Source organism: Streptomyces aureus (assembly GCF_000725495.1).
Classification (GTDB): domain Bacteria; phylum Actinomycetota; class Actinomycetes; order Streptomycetales; family Streptomycetaceae; genus Streptomyces; species Streptomyces aureus_B.
Window position 1 is genome coordinate 59,628 of the sequence record NZ_JNZD01000002.1, and the last position, 18,327, is coordinate 77,954.

The following is an 18,327-nucleotide window of genomic DNA, read 5'->3' on the forward strand; positions in this document are numbered from 1 at the left end:
CTCCAGCCTAGGAGCGCCGGGCCGCGTGGGAAGGGACCGGCGTTGCGCTCTCGGTGAAGTCGCTCCGGGAACGCCCGGCCCGCGAGCGCCCGGCTCGAAGAAATCGAGCAAGGAGCGGACCGCGCCGGACCGTTCGTCCGGCGCGGTGACGGCTCCTCACTGGGCCGGTGACGCCGGGGACACCGGAGAGGCCGGGGACACGCCCTCGGAGGAGGCGGACCCGGACGCCGGCGGTGCCTCCGAGGCGGACGACGGCGGCTCGCTGGAGGGAGGCTCCACCGAGGACGGCGCGGAGGAGGACGGTTCGGAGGAGGACGACGACGGGGACGAACTCTCGGACGACGGCGAGGTCGCCGTCGAGGGGCACGGGCTCCCGGAGGCCGGTGTCGAGCCGTCCGGCGAGGTGCAGGGCGAGGCCGAGACGCTGGCCGAGGGCGAGGGGTTCACCGGCGGATGCGTCTTCTTGTCGTGCTTGCCCTCGTCGCCCCGCTCGCGGGCGATCCACTCCTTGGTCTGGGGGTCGTAGAGGACGAACACGTTGATGACCGTCGTCGACGGTGCCACGACCACGACGTCCCGCGACCGATAGCCGGCCCACGAGTCGCCCGTCGCCTTCGGCGTGCCCTGCTGCGCGACCGGCGGCAGCAAGGGGTTGCCGCAGGCGCAGCGCACCCGGGGCACCCCGCGGGAGTCCACGAGGACGGCGGTGCCGGTCTGGAGGACCGCCTGGTAGCTGGTGGGGGCGCCGTTGCTGTAGCCGTGGTTGGTCACACGGGTGTCCATGCGCAGCTGTACAGGGGTGAGGGAGCGCAGATACGCCGGGACCGCGTCCGGCTTGATGCCCTCGACCGAGGCGAAGGCCTTGTTCTTCGCCGGGTCCGCCCCGAGCGCGGTGATCTGCTTCTCCACGTCGCAGCTGGACACGTTCTTGGTGCCGCCGTAGAGGCCGGGCGCGTTGCCGCTCACGGCGACGGTCGCGTTGGCGGGTGCCGAGGTGGCCGGGGTCGCCGGGGTCTCCGGTGCGGAGGACGTGTCCTGGGCGGTCGACTCGGTGAACGGGTCGGGGCCCGTCTTGTCCGCCGACTGGAGGAAGACCTCGCTGCCGGTGTTCTTGGCCCCGCCGCCGTTGTTGGTGAAGACGAGTCCGAGGATCACGGCGGCCGCGACGACTCCGGTGATCAGTGCGACGCGCGGCGCCGACCGCCACCAGGGCCGGTCGGGTCCGCCGCCCGCCCGGCCCGGTCCGCCCTCTCCGCCGCCGGGCCCCGCGGGGCCGCCGCCGGAACCGCCGCCCGGGCCTCCGCCGCCGGTGCCGCCGCCTCCCCCGCCGCCCGCTCCGGACTCACCGCTGGGCGGCCCGGCGGGCGGGAGGTTCACGGGCTGGGTCGGGCTCGGCTGCTGCGGGCCCGACAGCGGGCCCGAGGGCGGCCCGGTGGGACGGCCGGAGGACGGCGGTTCGACGCTCACGAGCTCTTCCTCCCGGTGGCGGGATGCCGCGGCCACGATGCGCTGCGATACCTCTGCGCTTTGTGCCGCTTTCTTCCACGACGCCCCATTGTGTGCCCCGGTCCGCCGGTACCCGCAAGCCGACGGCCGCCGCCCGCGGGCCGACGCGGTCGGCCCTCCCGAGGGGCGGACGGTGTCGGTGCTGCTTAGCGTGGCAGCGTGAGTCCCCCGACACCGTCCGCCCACCCGGCCCCCAGCAGCGGCGCGCGTCCTGCCGCCCGTCACGGCTGGCTCCAGGCCCTCGTGGCCGTGCTGGCCGGCCTGGTCCTGATGGGGGTGGTCGCCGCGCTCGGCCTGTGGGCGGCCGGAGCCACGGACCTGCCCGACAACGCCTATCCGCGGGTGGTCGCGGCCACCCTCGTCACGGCGGTCGGCGGCACCGTCGAGTTCACCGGCGACGCGGGGGCCATCGCCGAGACGAAGGCGGGTCTGACGGTCGTCCCGCTGTCGGTGACCCTGACCGGAGCGCTGGTGCTGGGCGCGGGATTCCTGCGGCCGCTGCGGCATCGCGCCGTCGCGGGGGCGACGGAGCTGGCCGGCTGGGCCGGGCGGCTGGCCGTCCTGTGGCTGCTCGTCCTGATCGGGCTCGCGCTGGCGGCCCGCCAGAACTTCACCGTCGACCTCGGCAACGGCACGATCGGCGCCATCGGCGACCTGTTCGGCGCAACGCCCCAGGTCGGTTTCAAGGCCGCCATGGCCCCGACCCTGGTGTTCGGGGTGCTGTGGCTCGCGGGCGTGTTCGTGATCGCGCTGCTGGTCTCGCGGGGCGCGCCGCTTCCCGCACGGCTGCTGCGCTTCCAGGAGTCGGTGCGGCCGGCCGCGTACGCCATGGTGGCGCTGCTGCTCACCTGCGTCGGCATCGGCGTGGTCGTCGGACTGGTGGTGGCGGCGACCCGGGGACACCCGGCCGAGACCTTCGCCGTGATGCTCCTCGGTCTGCCCAACGTCGTCTGGCTCGCGTTCACGATCGGGCTCGGCGCCACCTGGAACGGTCGCGTGGACGGCCCCTTCGGGCTGCCGATGCCGCACGTCCTCGACGAGGTGCTGCGCACCCCGGACGTGTCCGCGCTCAACCTCGGCTCGCTGGCCGACTACGACGGCCGTGTCTGGTGGCTGGTGGCCGTCGACGCCGTCCTGGTCCTCGGGGCGGCCTTCCTGATGGCGGCCCGCTCGCCGGCCCGGGTACGGGCCTGGCAGCACGCCCTCCACATGGCCCTCGCGCTGGCGCTGACGGTGCTGATGATCTGCCTGCTCGGCCGGATCTCGGCGAACTACGGTCTGTCGATCCTCGGCCTCGGTGACATCGGCGGCGGTCTGAAGGGCGAGCTGTTCATGAAGCCCCAGGTGTGGGGCGCGCTCGGCCTCGCCGTGCTGTGGGGGCTGGTCGCCGGATTCCTGGGCGCGCTCCTGGCCAGGGGCGCGCGGCGCAGGGGGGAGATCGGCCCGGGCGGCTGAGCCCGGCGTGGTCGTCTCAGCTCCGGAAGACCGGCCTGGCCCAGACGGGCGGCTCCGGCACCGGACCCGGTCCGCCGGGCACCGCCTCGGCCCGGCTGTCGGAGCCGGTTCCGGACCCGGTCACCACACCGCGCGCGGCGATCCGCAGCGCGCTGACGAAGGCCAGGCACGAGTCGTACCGGTCGTCCGGGCTCTTGGACAGCGCCTTCGCGAGGACGGCGTCGACCGCCTCCGGGATGTCGGGGCGCACGGAGGTCAGCGCCGGCGGCTGGTCGTACTGGTGGGCCCACAGCAGTGCCATGTCGTCCTCGCGCTGGAACGGCGGCCGGCCGGCCATCGCCTCGTAGACGACACAGGCCAGGCTGTAGACGTCGCAGCGGCCGTCGGTCGGCTTTCCGGAGATCTGCTCCGGCGCCACGTAGTCGAGGGTGCCGACGAACTGCCCGACACTGGTGAACCCGGTCAGCGACAGGGACTTCTTGGTCAGTCCGAAGTCCGTGAGGTACACGTGCTCGGGATGGTCGCTGTCGGTGCCCTGGGCCACCAGGATGTTGCCGGGTTTCACGTCCCGGTGCACCAGTCCGTGGTCGTGCGCGGCGTCGAGCGCGGAGGCGACCTGGATGCCGATCCGGGCGGCAACCGTGACCGGCAGCGGTCCCTCGCGGTCCAGGAGGTGGCGCAGGTCGCGCCCGGCGACGTAGCGCATGGCGATGTAGAGGACGCCGTCCGTCTCGCCCGCCTCGAAGACGGGCACGATGTGCGGGTGGTCGATGGCCGCGGCCACCCGTGACTCGTGGGTGAAGCGTCCGCGGAAGGTGTCGTTGCGGGCGAGTTCCGGTGCGAGGAGCTTGAGGGCGACCGTGCGGTCCAGGCGCAGGTCCTTGGCCTGGTAGACGACGGCCATGCCGCCGCGGCCGATCTCGCGCTCGATGCGGTATCCGGCGATCTGCCGTCCGATCAGCTCGGAGGGCCGTCCCGAGAACGGGCTGTTGTCCGCCCCGGACCTCTCGTCCATCAGCGGTCACCCCGCCCTTGGCCGGTGCCCGGCATCAGTCCTCGCCCCGGTCGTCGTCGAAGGTGACCAGACGGGTGGGCTCGTGTCCGCCGGGAGGACCTTCGGGCGGCCCGCCGGACGCGGATTCCCGCACGATCCGCGTCGGCTCCGCCTGGCGCCCGCGCGCCGTTCCCGGTTCCGGGGCCCTGCCGGGTTCCGTGCACCGGCTCGGCTCCGCCGCCGCGGCCGGTTCCGGGGCGGACCCGCTCTCCGGCTCCGGGGGCCCGTCCCCGGGCGGCTCGTGCTCCTCCGGCCGCCTCGGCGACTCGCGCGGGGCGGCCGAGGGGGTGGTCCCGGCCGCGAAGGTGCTCAGCCGGGCCCCGTCGCAGTAGACCCACCGCTCGTGCTCGCCGTCGTACAGCCACATCGACTCGCCGTCGACGACCACACCGATCCGGCTGCCCTGCGTACGGGCCCGGAACGCCTCGGCCTCCAGCCGCCCCGCCGCCAGTTCCTCCGCCGCCTGCCGGTAGGCGGTGAGCGCCTGCTCGACGCGGGCCAGCAGCGGCCGGGGGTCGGCCGTGCGCGCGAGCGGACGGGTCGCCGCCGGCGGTACCTGCGGTACGGCGATCAGCAGGCGTCCGTCGACCCAGGCGGACCAGCCGTTCGCACAGAGGACGCGCCCCCAGTCGCCGAGCCGGTCGACGAGTTCGACCGGCAGCAGCGCGTCCAGGGGCACGGTGGGCCGGGACGGGTCGGGCGACTCCCAGGCGGGCAGCCCGTCCTGCGGAACGACGTGCGTCGGGCGGAAGCCGGGGCTCGTCATCGGCGGCTACTTCCGCATGACCGCGGGCTCGTGCCGTCGCAGCAGCCGGGCGACCAGCCAGCCGAAGACGACGGAGAGCACCACGAGCATGCCCATGTTGATCAGCCACACGCTGGTCGAGTGCCGGAACATCGGGTCCCCGGTCAGCTCGCCGGGCACGATCCGGGCCAGGCCGATGGTTCCGGCCATGGCGCCCAGCGCCCAGCGTGAGGGCACCAGCCAGGACAGCTGTTCCAGGCCGGGCACTCCGTGCAGTTTCAGCAGGGCCCCGCAGAACACCACCTGGACGATGGCCAGCAGCACCAGCAGCGGCATCGTCACCTCCTCCTTGCGCACCACGGCGGACACCAGGAGGCCGAGCATCATCGCGGTGAAGGCCAGCAGGGCCACGGCCAGGGTGATCTCCAGCAGCGGTGGCATCAGCACGCCCTTGCCGCCGGGGGCGTTGAGGTCGACGCCGAACAGGGCGACGAGGGTGAGCACGACGGCCTGGAGGACGGTGATGGTTCCCAGCACGACGACCTTGGACATCAGGTACGCCGATCTGGACAGGCCGACGGCCCGTTCTCGCTGGTAGATCGTCCGTTCCTTGACGAGTTCACGGACCGCGTTGGCCGCGCCGGTCAGCACACCGCCGACGCACAGGATGAGCAGCGCGTTCATGGCCGTGTCCTGGGTCAGCTTGCCGCCGGCGAGCGCCCGGGCCATCGCGCCCATCACGAACGGCAGGGCGATCATGATGGCGAGGAAGGTCCGGTCGGCGCCGAGGGCGGCCGCGTAGCGGCGGACCAGGGTGCGCAGCTGGGAGCCCCAGCTCTGGGCCTTGGGCGGCGGTCCGACGAGCGCGCCGCTGCCCGCGTCCGGCACCCTCGGCTGCGAGGTCGACTTGTCGATGTACTGACGGTGGAACGGCGAGTCCTTGTACTCCCCCGCCCAGTCCCGTTGCGTGTCGCGCTCGAAGGCCTCGAACGCCTCGGGCCACTGCCGGTAGCCGAAGAAGGGCAGGGTGTCGTCGGGCGGTCCGTAGTAGGCGACCTTGCCGCCGGGGGCTAGGACGAGGAGCCGGTCGCAGACGTCGAGGCTGAGCACGCTGTGGGTGACCACGATGACGGTGCGGCCGTCGTCGGCGAGGCCGCGCAGCATGTGCATCACCGAGCGGTCCATGCCGGGGTCGAGACCGGAGGTCGGTTCGTCGAGGAAGAGCAGGGACGGCTTGGTGAGCAGTTCGAGGGCGACGCTGACCCGCTTGCGCTGTCCGCCCGACAGACTGTGGATGGGCTGGTCGGCGCGCTGTTCCAGGCCCAGTTCGCCGATCACCTCGTCGACCCGTGCCTTGCGTTCCGCCTTGGCGGTGTCCTGCGGGAAGCGCAGTTCGGCGGCGTAGGTGAGGGCCCGGCGGACGGTCAGCTGGGCGTGCAGGATGTCGTCCTGCGGGACGAGGCCGATGCGCTGGCGCAGTTCGGCGTAGTCACGGTAGAGGTCACGGCCGTCGTAGAGCACCGTGCCGTGGTCGGCGGGCCGTTGTCCGGTGAGCGCGTTCAGGAGCGTGGACTTGCCGGCGCCGCTCGGGCCGACGACGGCGAGCAGACATTTCTCGCCGACGGGAAAGGACACCTGGTCCAGCAGCGTCTTGCGGCCCCGGTCCACCTCGACGACGAGGTCCTGCACGTCGAGGGAGACCTCGCCGCTGTCGACGTACTCCTGCAGCTGGTCGCCCACGAGGCAGAACGCGGAGTGCCCGATGCCGACGATGTCACCCGGTGTGACCAGGGCCCGCTGCACGGGCTGGCCGTTGAGGAACGTGCCGTTGTGACTGCCGAGGTCGACGATCTCGTACGTGCCGTCGGGCCGGGCCAGCAGTTCGGCGTGGTTCCGGGAGACGATCAGATCGTCGACGACGAGGTCGTTGTCGGGGGCACGGCCGATGCGCACGGTGCGCGAGGGCAGCGGCCGTACGGTGGTCGGCTGCCGGAAGGTGCTGGTGGCGGCCGGCATGGAGACGGCCGAGGGGCGCTCGGCGACGGGCGGTGGGCGTCGTACGAGGACGGCACGGGGGCCGTCGGCGGGACTCCCGAAGCGGATCACGCTGCCGGGCCCGACGCCCCACTCGTGGATGCGCCGCCCGTCGGCGTACGTGCCGTTCGTGCTGTTCTCGTCCTCGAGCGTCCAGTGATCGGCCTGGGGCCGCAGCACCGCGTGGTGCCACGAGACCCGGACGTCGTCGATGACGACGTCGCACAGCGGATCGCGCCCGACGTGGTAGTCGTGGTTCGGACTCATCACCGTCGAGCCCGTCTCGGTTTCGAGGACGAGCTCGGGTGCAGTCGCCGCGACCGGCCTCTCTGCCATGCCAGAATTCTAACGATTCGCCCACATACGCGCCTGATCAGCGTCCGGCTCTCGGACTGCGCGATCGGTCGGCCGGCGTCCGGCCGTCAGTGTGCGCGGACGGTCAGGCGGCGGAGATTCCCAGCACCGCGGCGGTGCGGTGCATGCGCAGCGCGTCCACGGACTCGGCGAGCAGTTCGTACTCGGTGGTGTCGTCGCTGGTGGACACGCGCACGAGCTTTCCGGCGGCCAACTCCTCTGCCACCAGCTCCTGTTGGTCCGCGTCTCCGCACCAGGCGCGCAACATCGTCGGGACGTCGGGGACGCTCTCGCCCACCGGAGCAATCGAGTTGGGCGGAAAGGCCGGGTCCTCGGGCTGCGGGTCGAGCCGTTCGGCCATCCAGGCCGCGCGGTCCCGCATCCACCACAGGGCCAGCGCGAGGGTCGGCGCGCGATAGGTGCCGAGGGGTACACCGACTCGCTGACCGCCGCACATGCCGTACGCGGTGACGTGGCACAGGAATTCGTCGTGCACGATCTTCCCCCATTGGCGTCGCTCGTCGCCGGTCCGGCCTCTCTTTCCCTGCGGCTCTTGGGCACCGCACCGTGCAATTGCACGGGCTTGGTTGAATTGCCCTACTGCTTGAGTATCGTCACTACTGACACACTGTCACCATGTGATTCCAGCCAGTCTCTTGGCATATTCACCGCGGCGATTGGCCGAAACGGCACCGGCGGCGAAAGCGGCTCCGGGGCCGCGCCATGACCCGCGAGGTAATCGACGCTCCGCGCACCGCCCGCCAGGCTGGTCGTACCGCTTCCCGGGGCTCGACACATGCCCGGGAAACGGACCTTGACCATGGATACGTTCCCCGATGGAGGCTGGTTCACCATGTCCGCGAGCACCGAGCGCTACGAGACCGCCGTCGCCCGCTACTTCGAGGCCTGGAACGCGGAGGGGCGGGACACCCTGACGAAGGCGGTGGCCTCCGCCTGGACCACGGACGGCACCTACACCGACCCGCTGGCCGACGTCCGCGGGCACGAGGGGATCGCGGACGTGATCACCGCCGTGCACGAGCAGTTCCCCGGCTTCGTCTTCCGGCCGCTGGGCCCGGTCGACGGCCACCACGACACCGCCCGCTTCGGCTGGGAACTGGTCGACCCGAAGGACGGCTCGGCGCCGGTCGCGGGCTTCGACGTGATCGCCCTGGACGGTGCGGACCGGATCCGGAGCGTGCACGGATTCCTGGACCGGGTCCCGGCCTGACTCGCCGGGACCCGCTGCCGGTCTGAGTCGCAGAGACCCGCTGCCGGCCCAGGTCGCAGGGATCCGCTGCCGGTCTGAGTCGCAGGGACCCGCCGGCTGCCTGAACGGCCGGGCCTCCGACACGGACGGGGTACGCGTCGGGGGCCCGGCGCCGGCGCGACACCTCGACGGCGTGTCCGGCTCCCGGGCCCCTGGCCGGGTACGCCCTAGACCTTGGTCAGCTCGTCGATCCTGGCGAGTTCGTCCTCGGTGAAGTCCAGGTTGCCGACGGCCGCGACGCTGTCCTCCAGCTGCCGCGGGCTGCTCGCTCCGACCAGGGCGGAGGTGACCCGCCCGCCGCGCAGCACCCAGGCCAGCGCGAGCTGGGCCAGCGACTGTCCTCGGGACGTGGCGATCTCGTCCAGGGCGCGCAGCCGGCCCACCAGATCGTCGGTGACCTTGTCCGCGCTCAGGAACGGGCTGTCGCTCGCGGCCCGCGAGTCCTCCGGGATGCCGTCGAGGTAGCGGCCGGTGAGCAGGCCCTGCTCCAGCGGCGAGTACGCGATGGAGCCGACCTGGAGCTCGTCGAGCGCGTCCAGCAGGCCCTCGTCCTCGGGGCGGCGGTCGAGCATCGAGTACCGCGGCTGGTGGATGAGCAGCGGGGTGCCCAGATCGGCCAGGATCCGGGCCGCCTCGCGGGTCTGCTCCGCCGAGTAGTTCGAGACGCCGACGTACAGCGCCTTGCCCTGCTGGACCGCCGAGTGCAGGGCGCCCATCGTCTCCTCCAGCGGAGTCTCCGGGTCGGGGCGGTGCGAGTAGAAGATGTCGACGTAGTCCAGGCCCATCCGGCCGAGGCTCTGGTCCAGCGAGGACAGCAGGTACTTGCGCGAACCCCATTCGCCGTAAGGGCCCGGCCACATCAGATAGCCGGCCTTGGTCGAGACGATCAGCTCGTCGCGGTGGTGCGAGAAGTCCGCCTTCAGGGCGTCGCCGAGGGCGGACTCGGCGGCGCCGGGCGGCGGACCGTAGTTGTTCGCCAGGTCGAAGTGGGTGACGCCGAGGTCGAAGGCGCGGCGCAGGATCGCGCGCTGGACGTCCACGGGCCGGTCGGGCCCGAAGTTGTGCCACAGGCCGAGCGACAGCGCGGGGAGCTTCAGGCCGCTGCGCCCGGTGCGCCGGTAGGGCATGTCCGCGTAGCGGTCGGGGTGCGGGGTGTACAACGCGTACTCCTGGGAGGCCGGGGGAACGGACTTCCCCCACTCTCGCCCGCCCGGCGGCCGGCGGTCCAACGGAAGGATCGGATGGCATTGAGCGGTCCCGCTTCTCAATCGGTCCTCCGCGGGTGCGGGCCGCCCTCCCGCGGCGCCTACGCTTGCGCCCATGGAACTGCGTCATCTTCAGCACTTCGTCGCCGTCGCCGAGGACCGGCACTTCACCCGGGCGGCGGAGCGGCTGATGGTGTCGCAGTCGGGCCTCTCGTCGTCGATCCGCGCGCTGGAGCGGGAACTCCAGGCGCCGCTCTTCGTCCGGACGACCCGCCGGGTCACCCTGACGGAGGCGGGTCGCGCCCTGTTCGTCGAGGCGGAGCGGATCCTCGCGCAGGTGCGGTCCGCGCACGACGCGGTCGCCGCCGTGCAGGGCGTGCTGCGCGGCACGCTGTCCCTCGGCACCGAACAGTGCATCGCCGGTGTGCACTGCGCCCGGCTGCTCGCCGCGTTCCGGCGCAGGCATCCGGACGTGGAGATCCGGCTGCGGCAGGCGGGCTCCGAGGCGCTCGCGGAGGAGGTCGCGGCGGGCCGTCTCGACCTGGCCTTCGCCGTGCGGACCCGCGCCGACTCCGAGCACCTGCGCTCGGTCCCGTTGGCCAGTGAGCCGATGACCGTGCTCTGCCACCCGGAGCACCCGCTCGCCACGGCGGCCGTCGTCACGCCCGAGGAACTGGGCGCGGAGGACTTCGTCGACTTCCATCCCGACTGGGGTCCGCGGCGCACCACCGACGCGGCGTTCGCGGCGGCCGGGGTGCAGCGCACGGTGGCGCTGGAGGTCAACGACGTCCACAGTCTCCTGGAGCTCGTCCACGAGGGCCTCGGGATCGCCGTCGTACCCCGCCATTTCGGGCACAAGCCGGAGGCCCGCGATCTGACCGCGCTGCCCTTCAAGGGCGCCTCGGAGGGGTCGTACGAGACGGTGGCGGTGCTGCCGCCCCCGGACGCCACGAGCCCGGCCGCCCGCGCGCTGATGAGCCTGCTCGAGGCCTCCCGGGACGGTGTCTGAGCCCGCCTGTTCCGACCCCCGGCCCCGCCTGTTCCGACCCCCGGCCCCGGTAGGACCGGTACCGCCGGAACGCGCGGGCGCGGGTGCCTCGGGACGCGCGGACCTGCGCCCTTTAGGGACGCGCGGACGCGGGGCCGCCCCCGATGCGCGATGGTGGACCCATGCTTGCGAAGGACATCCTCATCGACGGTTTCGGCCGCGTCCGGGAAGAGGTCCGTGCGGCCGTCGACGGGCTCACGCCGGACGAGCTCGTCGCCCGCCCCGGCGACCGCGCCAACTCGGCGGCCTGGCTGGTCTGGCACCTCACCCGGGTCCAGGACGACCACGTCGCCGACGCGGCCGGGACCGATCAGGTGTGGCTCACCGAGGACTGGGCGGAGCGCTTCGCGCTCGACCTGCCGCGCGGCGACACCGGGTACGGCCACACGTCCGCGCAGGTCGCCCAAGTCCGGGTGGACTCGGCCGACCTGCTGCTCGGCTACTACGACGCCGTCCACGAACGGACGCTGGCGTTCGTCCGCTCCCTGGCCGCCCACGACTTCGAACGCGTCGTGGACGAACGCTGGGACCCGCCGGTCACCCTCGGGGTGCGCCTGGTCAGCGTCCTGTCCGACGATCTCCAGCACGTCGGACAGGCCGCCTACGTCCGCGGACTGCTGCGGGCGGGGTAGCGGGGCCGGGGCGCGGCGACCCGACCCGGACACCGTGACCCGACCCGGACGCCTCGGCCGGACCTGGACGCCTTGGCCGGACCCGGCCACCTCGGCCGGACTCGGCTGTCGACCCGGGCGGAGTCGTCGCCCCGGACCCGGTTGTCGCGCTGGACTCAGATGTCGTAGCCCGGGAGCACGACGTCCTCGATGAGGGCCTTGCGCTCGTCGAACGGGATGAAGGCGCTCTTGAGCGCGTTGACCGTCACGGTGCGCAGGTCCTCCAGGCCCCAGCCCGCCTCCTCGACGAGCAGCGTCATCTCCCGGGTCATCGTCGTGCCCGACACCAGGCGGTTGTCGGTGTTGAGGGTGACGCGGAAGCCCAGGTCGCGCAGGGCGGTGATGGGGTGCTCGGCGATGGAGGTGGCGGCGCCGGTCTGCAGGTTGGACGTCGGGCACATCTCCAGGGCGATGCGGCGGTCGCGGACCCAGCCCGCGAGACGGCCGAGCTTGCCGTCCACGATGTCCTCGGTGATGCGGACGCCGTGGCCGATGCGCTGGGCGCCGCAGACCTGGAGGGCCTGGTGGATGCTGGGCAGGCCGTGGGCCTCACCCGCGTGGATGGTGAACGGGACGCTCTCGCGGCGCAGGTGCTCGAAGGCGTCCAGGTGGTCGGCGGGCGGGAAGCCGTCCTCGGCGCCCGCGATGTCGAAGCCGACGACTCCGGCGTCGCGGAACGCCACCGCGAGGTCGGCGGTCTCACGGGTGCGGTCGAACATCCGCATGCCGCACAGCAGGGTGCCGACGCGCACGGGGGTGCCGGCGGCGGCCGCCTTGGCCATACCGGCGGCGAGGCCCTCCTGCACGGCCTCGACGACCTCGGGCAGGGTCAGCCCGCCGTTGACCATGAGCTCGGGCGCGTACCGCACCTCGCCGTAGACGACGCCGTCCTCGGCGAGGTCGAGGACGTACTCCTCGGCCGTGCGCAGCAGGCCCTCGCGGGACTGCATCACGGCGAGGGTGTGCTCGAAGGTGGCGATGTAGCGGACCAGGTCGCCGGAGTTGGCGGCCTCGTAGTACCAGGCGGCCAGTTCCGTCGGGTCCGTGGTGGGCAGGGTGTGGCCCACGGTCTCCGCGAGCTCGACCAGGGTGGCCGGGCGGAGGCCGCCGTCGAGGTGGTCGTGCAGGACCGCCTTCGGCAGGCGGCGGATCGTGTCGGTGTCGATGCGGTTCGCGGTCATGTGCGGTGTTCCTCGGCAGGTCGTGTCGGAGCGGATCGTGCGGGGAGCGCCGGGAGGCGGCGGAGCGTCTGTGCGGGCCCGTGTACGAGCGGGGTGCGGGAGTCCGGGTCAGCCCGCGGGCTGGAGCAGGTCCCAGCGGTTGCCGTACAGGTCCTGGAAGACGGCGACCGAGCCGTACGGCTCGTGGCGCGGCTCCTCCAGGAAGGTCACGCCCGCGGCGCTCATCCGGGCGTGGTCGCGGGCGAAGTCGTCGGTGTACAGGAAGAAGCCGACCCGTCCGCCGGTCTGGTCGCCGATCCGGCCGCGCTGCGCGTCGTCCTTGGCCCGGGCGAGCAGCAGCCCGGTTCCGCCGGCCTCCGTGCCCGGCTCGACGACGACCCAGCGGGAGCCGTCGGGCCTCGGGGTGTCCTCGACGAGGCGGAAGCCGAGGGCCTCGGTGTAGTGGCGGACGGCCTCGTCGTAGTCGTCGACGACGAGGGTGACCAGGGCGATGCGTCTCATCGGACCTCTCCAGGGTTATACGTAAAACGTAGGGTACGACATCCCGCCGAATGGTTCGGTTCGGCGGTGCGGACCCCTCGCGCGCGAACACCCGAACGAGCACGGCCCCCGCTCCCCACCACCCCTTCACCCGCCCGGGGGTATCGCGTCTCCCCCTGCAGGCTCCGCGGGAACGATCCCGAAGGACCGGTACGAAAACGCGTCCGGATCTCGATCGTCTACAGTGGTGTAGACGTTGACGCCGATGCAGTCGTGGCGCGCGGTGGGATGCCCTGTCGCGCGCTCGCCTGCCCGGAAAGGGGCCATCCATGTCCGCCGCCCTGGGCACCGCACCCGCACGCGAGGCCCACGCCGGGCCGGGCCGGCCGTGAAGCGCCGGGGCCCCGGCGGCCTAGCGGCGTGGGCCGCGCTGGGCTGTCTGGTCGCCTTCGCCGTGCTCGCGCTGGTCGTGACCCGCGACGGGGGCGCTCCCCTGCCCGGCGACCGGAGGCTCGCCTCCTGGTCGCTCACGCACCGCCCGGACGTGGCGCTGGCCCTGGCCCGGGGAGTGACGTACACGGGCACGGGACTCGTCCCGTACGCGCTGGCCGTGGTGGCCGGACTGCTGCTCGGACGGACCGTGGGGCAGCGGGTGCGTGCGGTCGCCCTGTGCGTCTGCGCCTTGGCCGCCGCCCAGTCCTTGCGGTTCGCGGTGATGTCCCTGATCGCCCGCCCCCGGCCGCCCGTGGCGAACTGGGCCACCCATGCCTCGGGATGGTCGTTCCCGTCGGGTCACACCACGACCTCCGCCGTGGCCGCCGGTCTGCTGATCTTCGCGGTGCTGACCCGCGCACCGCAGTCCCGGAGGACCCTCGCCGCGCTCCTCGGCGTCTGGGCCGTCCTCGTCGGACTGTCCCGCGTCTATCTGGGCGTCCACTGGTTCACCGACGTCGTGGGCGGCTGGCTGTTCGCCCTCTGCTGGCTGAGCCTGCTGCTGTTCGTCCTGGCCCGCTTCTTCCCCGGCACCCGCGCCGCCATGGCGACACCGCGTCCCGGCCGCGGACCCGCGCCGGCCGAGGCCGACACCCAGCGCGTCCCGCGAGGCCCCGGCCGATAGGTGCGGCTGCGTCGCGGATTCCCTTGCCCCGCCACCACAAGGAAAGGTCCGTGAAGAGGCTGCGCGGGTGACTGGCCGGGTGACGGGATCCGCCACCACCCCGAGGCCTGTTCGGACGGCTTGGCGAGCGCTCCCGCCCCGGTCGACTTCGCTCCTTGGCCGGAGTCGTCTAAGGGAGGGAGAACGTGGCGCCCGGGGACGCGTAGGCCACTGGGCCTGTGAAGCGGGTTGAGGCTCGGGTCACGGCTTGGTGGGGTGTCAGGGGGCGGCCGACGTGCGTGACGATCAGGCGGCCCGCAGCGGACGCGGCGGCTGTGGCACCGCACTCCTCGGGTGTGTGGTGCACCTGTTCCTCGCCCGCCGGCGCCTCCGCGCTCTCGGCCTCGCACAGCAGCACGTCGCATCCCCGCGCCAGTTCGGTGAGGCTCGGGCACGGTGCCGTGTCACCGGAGTACACCAGTGACCCGGTCGCCGCATCGACGCGGACGGCGAAGGCCGGGATGCCGTGTGCCACCGCCCTGCTGGTCAGCCGGAGCGATCCGACGTCGGCCTGATGCCCGTCGTACAGCTCGGTGACCGCGAAGGCCGACTCGATCGGGCTGCGCGCCGGGGTGTTGGTCAGGAAGCCGGCCAGCCGGTCGGCGGTTCCGGGCGGAGCGTAGAGCGGGATCGGCGCCGCGAGGCCGATGTCCGCGTACAGGAGGCCGTAGTACGCGGTGAGCAGGTCCGCGCTGTGATCGGCGTGCAGGTGCGAGATCCAGATCGCGTCGAGCCGGTCCAGCCGTACATGGCGCTGGAGCGGGCCGAGCGTACCGCTGCCGGCGTCCACCCAGACGTGGGTGTCCCCGCTCGACACCAGATATCCGGAGCACGGATTCTCGGCACTGGGATACGGCGTCGCGGAACCGAGGACCGTGAGACGGAGAGACGCGTCGCTCATCCCGGGATCGTAGAGCACTCATGATCCGCTCCGGGGCCGCGTCCGCCCCGCCCGGCCCGCACTGCCTGCCTGCCTGCCTGCCTTCAGTCGACGCCCGGCGGACATCCGTGGATGCCCTTGCCCACGACCTCCTCGTCCCGGATCTCGAGCGGGCAGATTCCCCAGTCCCGGGCGATGGCCATGACCTCCTGTTCGTTCGGCATGGCGGCGTGCCAGTCGTCCCACTGGGCCTCGCTCCAGTCCTTCCGGCACTCCTCGAGACCCCTTTGCCCGACGCCCAGCCGGAGTTCGATCCCGGTGGGCTCGCCGAGGCGCATCGGTACGTCACCGGTCATGCCGTCGTAGCAGTAGGCCCGGACGACGCGGCCCGCCTCCACGCGCGCCCAGGCGTGGTGCTCGCCGATGCGATCGGTGCAGAAATACTGGAAGTCGCCGAGCTGCCGGCCCAGCGAACCGAGCCAGTCCAGGACGGCAGGGCTGTCGTTGTCGTTGCCGGGGCCGAGGTGGACCCGGCCGTGGGCGAAGGTCCAGCCGTCCACCGGGGACGCAACGAACACACCCCGCCGGTACGCCGTTTCCGTCCCCGACTCCCAGTCCATGGCCACCCGCCCGGTCAGCCCGAGCGCATCGGCGACAACACCGTCGCTCGCGCCCGGAACGGCCAGCCAGGACGTCTTGTACCCCATACCCATGGCGCTCCCCTGCCTCCGTCGATGAGGGGATCCTGCCGCACGGCACTGACATCGCCCGCCGCTCCGGGCGCCTAACTGCCCTGCCCCGATGCGCCCTTGAGCCCGTCGCCCTAGAATCCGGCGGCGCGCCGGCCCAGGACGGGCTCGGCCAGGAGTCTCGCGGGGGCGCACAGGGTCTGGCCGTACCGGGCGAAGAGCTCGTCCCGGGAGTCGAAGCGCCCGAGATCCGTGAGCAGGTACGCCGAGAGATCGCACGAACCGTCCGACGCGGGGCAGGCCGTGGCCCCGTCCCAGTCGACGCTCGTCCGGGACAGCGCCTCGAAGAGGGTCTCCGGACCCGCGTTCGTGAACCCGCCGCCGGTCCGTCCACGTGGCTCGGAGGCTTCGTCGAAGAGCTCGGACACCGGCAGCCAGGGTGCCGTGGCGTGATCGTCCTCCGAGAGGCCCTCGATGCGGAACTCAGGCCAGGCCAGCACCACTTGGTCGGGCACGAGCCACTTCAGCCGAGGGAAGCGCGGGTACCAGAAGGTGCCGTCGACGACCAGGCCGCGCACGCGCGAGGGAATGCCCCACGCCCGGGCGACCGCTTCCAGTACGGCGATCCGCTGGCTGCAGGAGCCGCGGCCGCGCCGCAGGACCTGGGACACCGGTCGCGCCTCCTCCACCGAGTACACGGGGCGGACCTCCGCGGAGATCCACCGGTGTGCGCGGCGGAGGGCCGCAACCGTCGCCGCGGGCCCCTCCCCCGTCCGCGGCGCCGGGCCGATGCTCCGCACGGCGGACCGGACCCGCGGATGCCCGAGATCGAGAATCCGCGTCGGCGCCGTTCCCCCGCGGGCGCCGCGGTCGCCGGCCACGGCCTGCCTGGCCCGCCCGCACGGCGTCAGCAGCGTACTCACCATGGCCGGCCCCCTCCCACCCCGATCGAGGTCCAGCCTCCCAGATTTTTTGAACACGTTCAAGTGGGGTGGGGGCCTGCACGGCGCACCGGTTCGGCAGCGGCCGAGCGGTCGTCCCTCAGCCGGTGCCGAACCGGCGTCGAACCGGTGAGCCGTCTCGTCGCGGTCCTACGGATACACGTACGTGTTCAGGGTGTTCACCGCGGACGCGGGGTTGCCGAGGTCGTAGCGGTCCACGGCCAGGTAGTTGGGCTTCTTGCGGGCCGCGGGCTCGCAGAACCGGCGGGCGCGGTCCGCGAGTTTGGTGTTGTCCGTGCCGACGGTCCCGGAGATCGTGGCGTCACGGAAGTGGTTCATGACGAAGAGCGGCCGGAACCCCGGCTCGGTGCGGGTGAGCGGCACGTTCGTGTCCGCGCCGTACCAGCGGCTGTAGCAGGACCAGTCGGAGGAGCCGAGGCCCGAACCCATGGACCAGTAGTTCTCGACCGTCCACTCGCGCTGGTACATGACCCCGAAGCTGTCCCGGGTCAGTCCGGCGGACTCGTCGGACGCGCGGCTGTGGTCGGTGAAGATGAGCAGGCGCTGTCCGGCGGCGGTCAGGTCGGCGAGCTTGGGCCAGCCGTGCTCGCGCACGCCGGTCCGGTCGGGGCGGTAGAGGACGTCGGACAGGCCGTTCACCCGGGCGAGTTCGGAGCGCAGGACGCCCGGGTCGACGTAGTCCTCGAGGAACACGGTGACGAACTGGTCGGGGTGCTGCTTGAGGAAGTCGACCATGCGCTGGAGATCGACCCAGAGCGCGACCGGCCTGCTGACGAGCGTGCAGCTGTCGTGGCAGAGGATCGCGCCGTCGGGCGTCTGGTGCAGGTCGAGCATGAAGCCCCGTACACCGTCGGCGAGTTGCTGGTTGATGCCACGGTTCTGATTCGGGAAGAAGTTGACGAAGGGCGGGGCGAATCCGCCGTCCACACCGTTCGCGTAGGCGTTGTGCGCGGTGAGGAACGTGACCTGGTCCAGGGTGCGCTGGTCCTGGGCCGGCATCGGCAGCGTCGCGGGCGTGACGGGGGTCAGGTACCAGGACGCGAGATTGCCCGACGAGCCGATCGCCAGCTGCGCCGGGTAGTTGGAGCCCCCGGCCTTGTCCGTCACCGTCAAGTACCGCTCGGCGCCCGGGACCTTGAGCCGGTACTGGTCGCTGCCGTTGGAGTTCACCTCCCAGGCGGCGTCCGGGCTCGTGCAGGCGACGGTCCTGGCCTGGTCGCCGGAGCGGCCCAGACAGCTGCCCGCGGTGTCGGCGCTCTCGAGTACGTACGAGGAACCGCTCGGGCGCAGGGTCCACTGCTGGTGGTCCTCGTTGCCCTTGGGGTTGTGCTGGAGGACGGCGCCCGAACTGTCCGCGGCGTTCAGTCCCGTGACGGCACTCTGGACGAAGTAGGCTCCCGCGGCGGGGACTTCGGCGGCCCGGGCGGGCGCGGGGACGGCGAAGACGGTTCCCAGTACGGCGGTGGCGGCGAGCAGGGAGCGTCGGCTCGGTCTCATGGCACGTGATCCCTTCCTGTGGGGAGCATGAGCATGCCATGCAGGGGGCCGGACGCGAGGCGTCACCGGGGCATCGACCGCACGGATCGCGTCAATCGCCGTGGGCGCATCGTTCACACCCGGCGCCACCCGGGCGCACC

17 protein-coding genes are annotated in these 18,327 nt (G+C 72.6%); 5 read left to right on the plus strand and 12 right to left on the minus strand.

The features are described 5' to 3' along the window. Nucleotides 1-156: 156 nt before the first annotated feature. Nucleotides 157-1,467 (minus strand): DUF6777 domain-containing protein, encoded by a 1,311-nt coding sequence (locus IO36_RS02600; protein ID WP_037615578.1) that lies wholly within the window; start codon nt 1,465-1,467, stop codon nt 157-159. Nucleotides 1,468-1,665: 198 nt separating this feature from the next. On the opposite strand from IO36_RS02600, the gene IO36_RS02605 reads away from it, so the two are divergent. Beyond that, a complete protein-coding gene (locus IO36_RS02605) occupies nt 1,666-2,961 on the plus strand; it encodes a streptophobe family protein (protein WP_037615581.1) in 1,296 nt (431 codons plus the stop codon). A 16-nt stretch (nt 2,962-2,977) separates the two neighbouring features. Here IO36_RS02605 and IO36_RS02610 read toward each other — a convergent pair whose 3' ends face one another. The 4 genes from IO36_RS02610 to IO36_RS02625 all read right to left on the minus strand — a co-directional run bounded on the left by IO36_RS02610 (nt 2,978) and on the right by IO36_RS02625 (nt 7,644). Next, entirely contained in the window at nt 2,978-3,976 is a 999-nt protein-coding gene (locus tag IO36_RS02610) for a serine/threonine-protein kinase (protein WP_037615583.1), read from the minus strand. A gap of 34 nt (nt 3,977-4,010) precedes the next feature. Then, nucleotides 4,011-4,781: a hypothetical protein gene (locus tag IO36_RS02615; protein WP_037615585.1), complete on the minus strand. Its 771-nt coding sequence runs from the start codon at nt 4,779-4,781 to the stop codon at nt 4,011-4,013. 6 nt (nt 4,782-4,787) lie between these two features. Continuing rightward, nucleotides 4,788-7,130: an ABC transporter ATP-binding protein/permease gene (locus IO36_RS02620; protein WP_037615588.1), complete on the minus strand. Its 2,343-nt coding sequence runs from the start codon at nt 7,128-7,130 to the stop codon at nt 4,788-4,790. Nucleotides 7,131-7,233: 103 nt separating this feature from the next. Beyond that, the gene (locus IO36_RS02625) at nt 7,234-7,644 is read right to left on the minus strand and encodes a hypothetical protein (protein ID WP_037615590.1); all 411 of its coding nucleotides are present in this window, start codon (nt 7,642-7,644) and stop codon (nt 7,234-7,236) included. Between the two features lie 357 nt (nt 7,645-8,001). Between IO36_RS02625 and IO36_RS02630 the strand changes: the two genes are divergently transcribed. After that, on the plus strand, nt 8,002-8,379 hold the full coding sequence (locus IO36_RS02630) for a nuclear transport factor 2 family protein (protein WP_037615592.1): 378 nt from the start codon (nt 8,002-8,004) through the stop codon (nt 8,377-8,379). A 206-nt stretch (nt 8,380-8,585) separates the two neighbouring features. On the opposite strand, the gene mgrA is transcribed toward IO36_RS02630, so the two are convergent. Continuing rightward, entirely contained in the window at nt 8,586-9,578 is a 993-nt protein-coding gene (mgrA, locus tag IO36_RS02635) for an L-glyceraldehyde 3-phosphate reductase (RefSeq protein ID WP_037615597.1), read from the minus strand. A 160-nt stretch (nt 9,579-9,738) separates the two neighbouring features. Between mgrA and IO36_RS02640 the strand changes: the two genes are divergently transcribed. Both IO36_RS02640 and IO36_RS02645 read left to right on the plus strand, forming a co-directional pair. After that, nucleotides 9,739-10,632, plus strand: a complete 894-nt coding sequence (locus IO36_RS02640; RefSeq protein WP_037615598.1) for a LysR family transcriptional regulator — start codon at nt 9,739-9,741, stop codon at nt 10,630-10,632. Nucleotides 10,633-10,793: 161 nt separating this feature from the next. Then, nucleotides 10,794-11,303, plus strand: a complete 510-nt coding sequence (locus IO36_RS02645; protein WP_037615601.1) for a mycothiol transferase — start codon at nt 10,794-10,796, stop codon at nt 11,301-11,303. Between the two features lie 155 nt (nt 11,304-11,458). Here the strand turns inward: IO36_RS02645 and IO36_RS02650 are convergent, their stop codons facing one another. After that, the gene (locus IO36_RS02650; protein ID WP_037615602.1) at nt 11,459-12,523 is read right to left on the minus strand and encodes an adenosine deaminase; all 1,065 of its coding nucleotides are present in this window, start codon (nt 12,521-12,523) and stop codon (nt 11,459-11,461) included. 108 nt (nt 12,524-12,631) lie between these two features. Next, entirely contained in the window at nt 12,632-13,024 is a 393-nt protein-coding gene (locus IO36_RS02655) for a VOC family protein (protein ID WP_037615604.1), read from the minus strand. A gap of 367 nt (nt 13,025-13,391) precedes the next feature. Here IO36_RS02655 and IO36_RS02660 point away from each other — a divergent pair, with 367 nt between their 5' ends. Continuing rightward, nucleotides 13,392-14,120, plus strand: coding sequence for a phosphatase PAP2 family protein (locus tag IO36_RS02660; RefSeq protein ID WP_037615605.1), 729 nt, complete (start codon nt 13,392-13,394; stop codon nt 14,118-14,120). A gap of 169 nt (nt 14,121-14,289) precedes the next feature. Here IO36_RS02660 and IO36_RS02665 read toward each other — a convergent pair whose 3' ends face one another. The 4 genes from IO36_RS02665 to IO36_RS02680 form a co-directional block, all read right to left on the minus strand. Further along, entirely contained in the window at nt 14,290-15,060 is a 771-nt protein-coding gene (locus IO36_RS02665; protein WP_037616115.1) for an MBL fold metallo-hydrolase, read from the minus strand. Between the two features lie 83 nt (nt 15,061-15,143). After that, nucleotides 15,144-15,746 carry a hypothetical protein gene (locus tag IO36_RS02670; RefSeq protein WP_245173100.1) on the minus strand — a complete coding sequence of 201 codons (603 nt, stop codon included), beginning with the start codon at nt 15,744-15,746 and terminating at the stop codon, nt 15,144-15,146. A 116-nt stretch (nt 15,747-15,862) separates the two neighbouring features. After that, nucleotides 15,863-16,654: a transglutaminase domain-containing protein gene (locus tag IO36_RS02675; protein ID WP_037615608.1), complete on the minus strand. Its 792-nt coding sequence runs from the start codon at nt 16,652-16,654 to the stop codon at nt 15,863-15,865. A 165-nt stretch (nt 16,655-16,819) separates the two neighbouring features. Then, nucleotides 16,820-18,187 carry a phosphoinositide-specific phospholipase C-related protein gene (locus IO36_RS02680; RefSeq protein WP_037615610.1) on the minus strand — a complete coding sequence of 456 codons (1,368 nt, stop codon included), beginning with the start codon at nt 18,185-18,187 and terminating at the stop codon, nt 16,820-16,822. Between the last annotated feature and the right edge of the window lie 140 nt (nt 18,188-18,327).

Excerpts from the sequence above, each read along its gene's own strand:
- IO36_RS02610 (WP_037615583.1), bottom strand. The coding sequence starts at position 3,976 with ATGGACGAGAGGTCCGGGGCGGACAACAGCCCGTTCTCGGGACGGCCC.
- IO36_RS02615 (WP_037615585.1), bottom strand. The coding sequence starts at position 4,781 with ATGACGAGCCCCGGCTTCCGCCCGACGCACGTCGTTCCGCAGGACGGG.
- IO36_RS02620 (WP_037615588.1), bottom strand. The coding sequence starts at position 7,130 with ATGGCAGAGAGGCCGGTCGCGGCGACTGCACCCGAGCTCGTCCTCGAA.
- IO36_RS02630 (WP_037615592.1), top strand. The coding sequence starts at position 8,002 with ATGTCCGCGAGCACCGAGCGCTACGAGACCGCCGTCGCCCGCTACTTC.
- IO36_RS02640 (WP_037615598.1), top strand. The coding sequence starts at position 9,739 with ATGGAACTGCGTCATCTTCAGCACTTCGTCGCCGTCGCCGAGGACCGG.
- IO36_RS02645 (WP_037615601.1), top strand. The coding sequence starts at position 10,794 with ATGCTTGCGAAGGACATCCTCATCGACGGTTTCGGCCGCGTCCGGGAA.
- IO36_RS02650 (WP_037615602.1), bottom strand. The coding sequence starts at position 12,523 with ATGACCGCGAACCGCATCGACACCGACACGATCCGCCGCCTGCCGAAG.
- IO36_RS02655 (WP_037615604.1), bottom strand. The coding sequence starts at position 13,024 with ATGAGACGCATCGCCCTGGTCACCCTCGTCGTCGACGACTACGACGAG.
- IO36_RS02665 (WP_037616115.1), bottom strand. The coding sequence starts at position 15,060 with ATGAGCGACGCGTCTCTCCGTCTCACGGTCCTCGGTTCCGCGACGCCG.
- IO36_RS02670 (WP_245173100.1), bottom strand. The coding sequence starts at position 15,746 with ATGGGGTACAAGACGTCCTGGCTGGCCGTTCCGGGCGCGAGCGACGGT.
- IO36_RS02675 (WP_037615608.1), bottom strand. The coding sequence starts at position 16,654 with ATGGTGAGTACGCTGCTGACGCCGTGCGGGCGGGCCAGGCAGGCCGTG.
- IO36_RS02680 (WP_037615610.1), bottom strand. The coding sequence starts at position 18,187 with ATGAGACCGAGCCGACGCTCCCTGCTCGCCGCCACCGCCGTACTGGGA.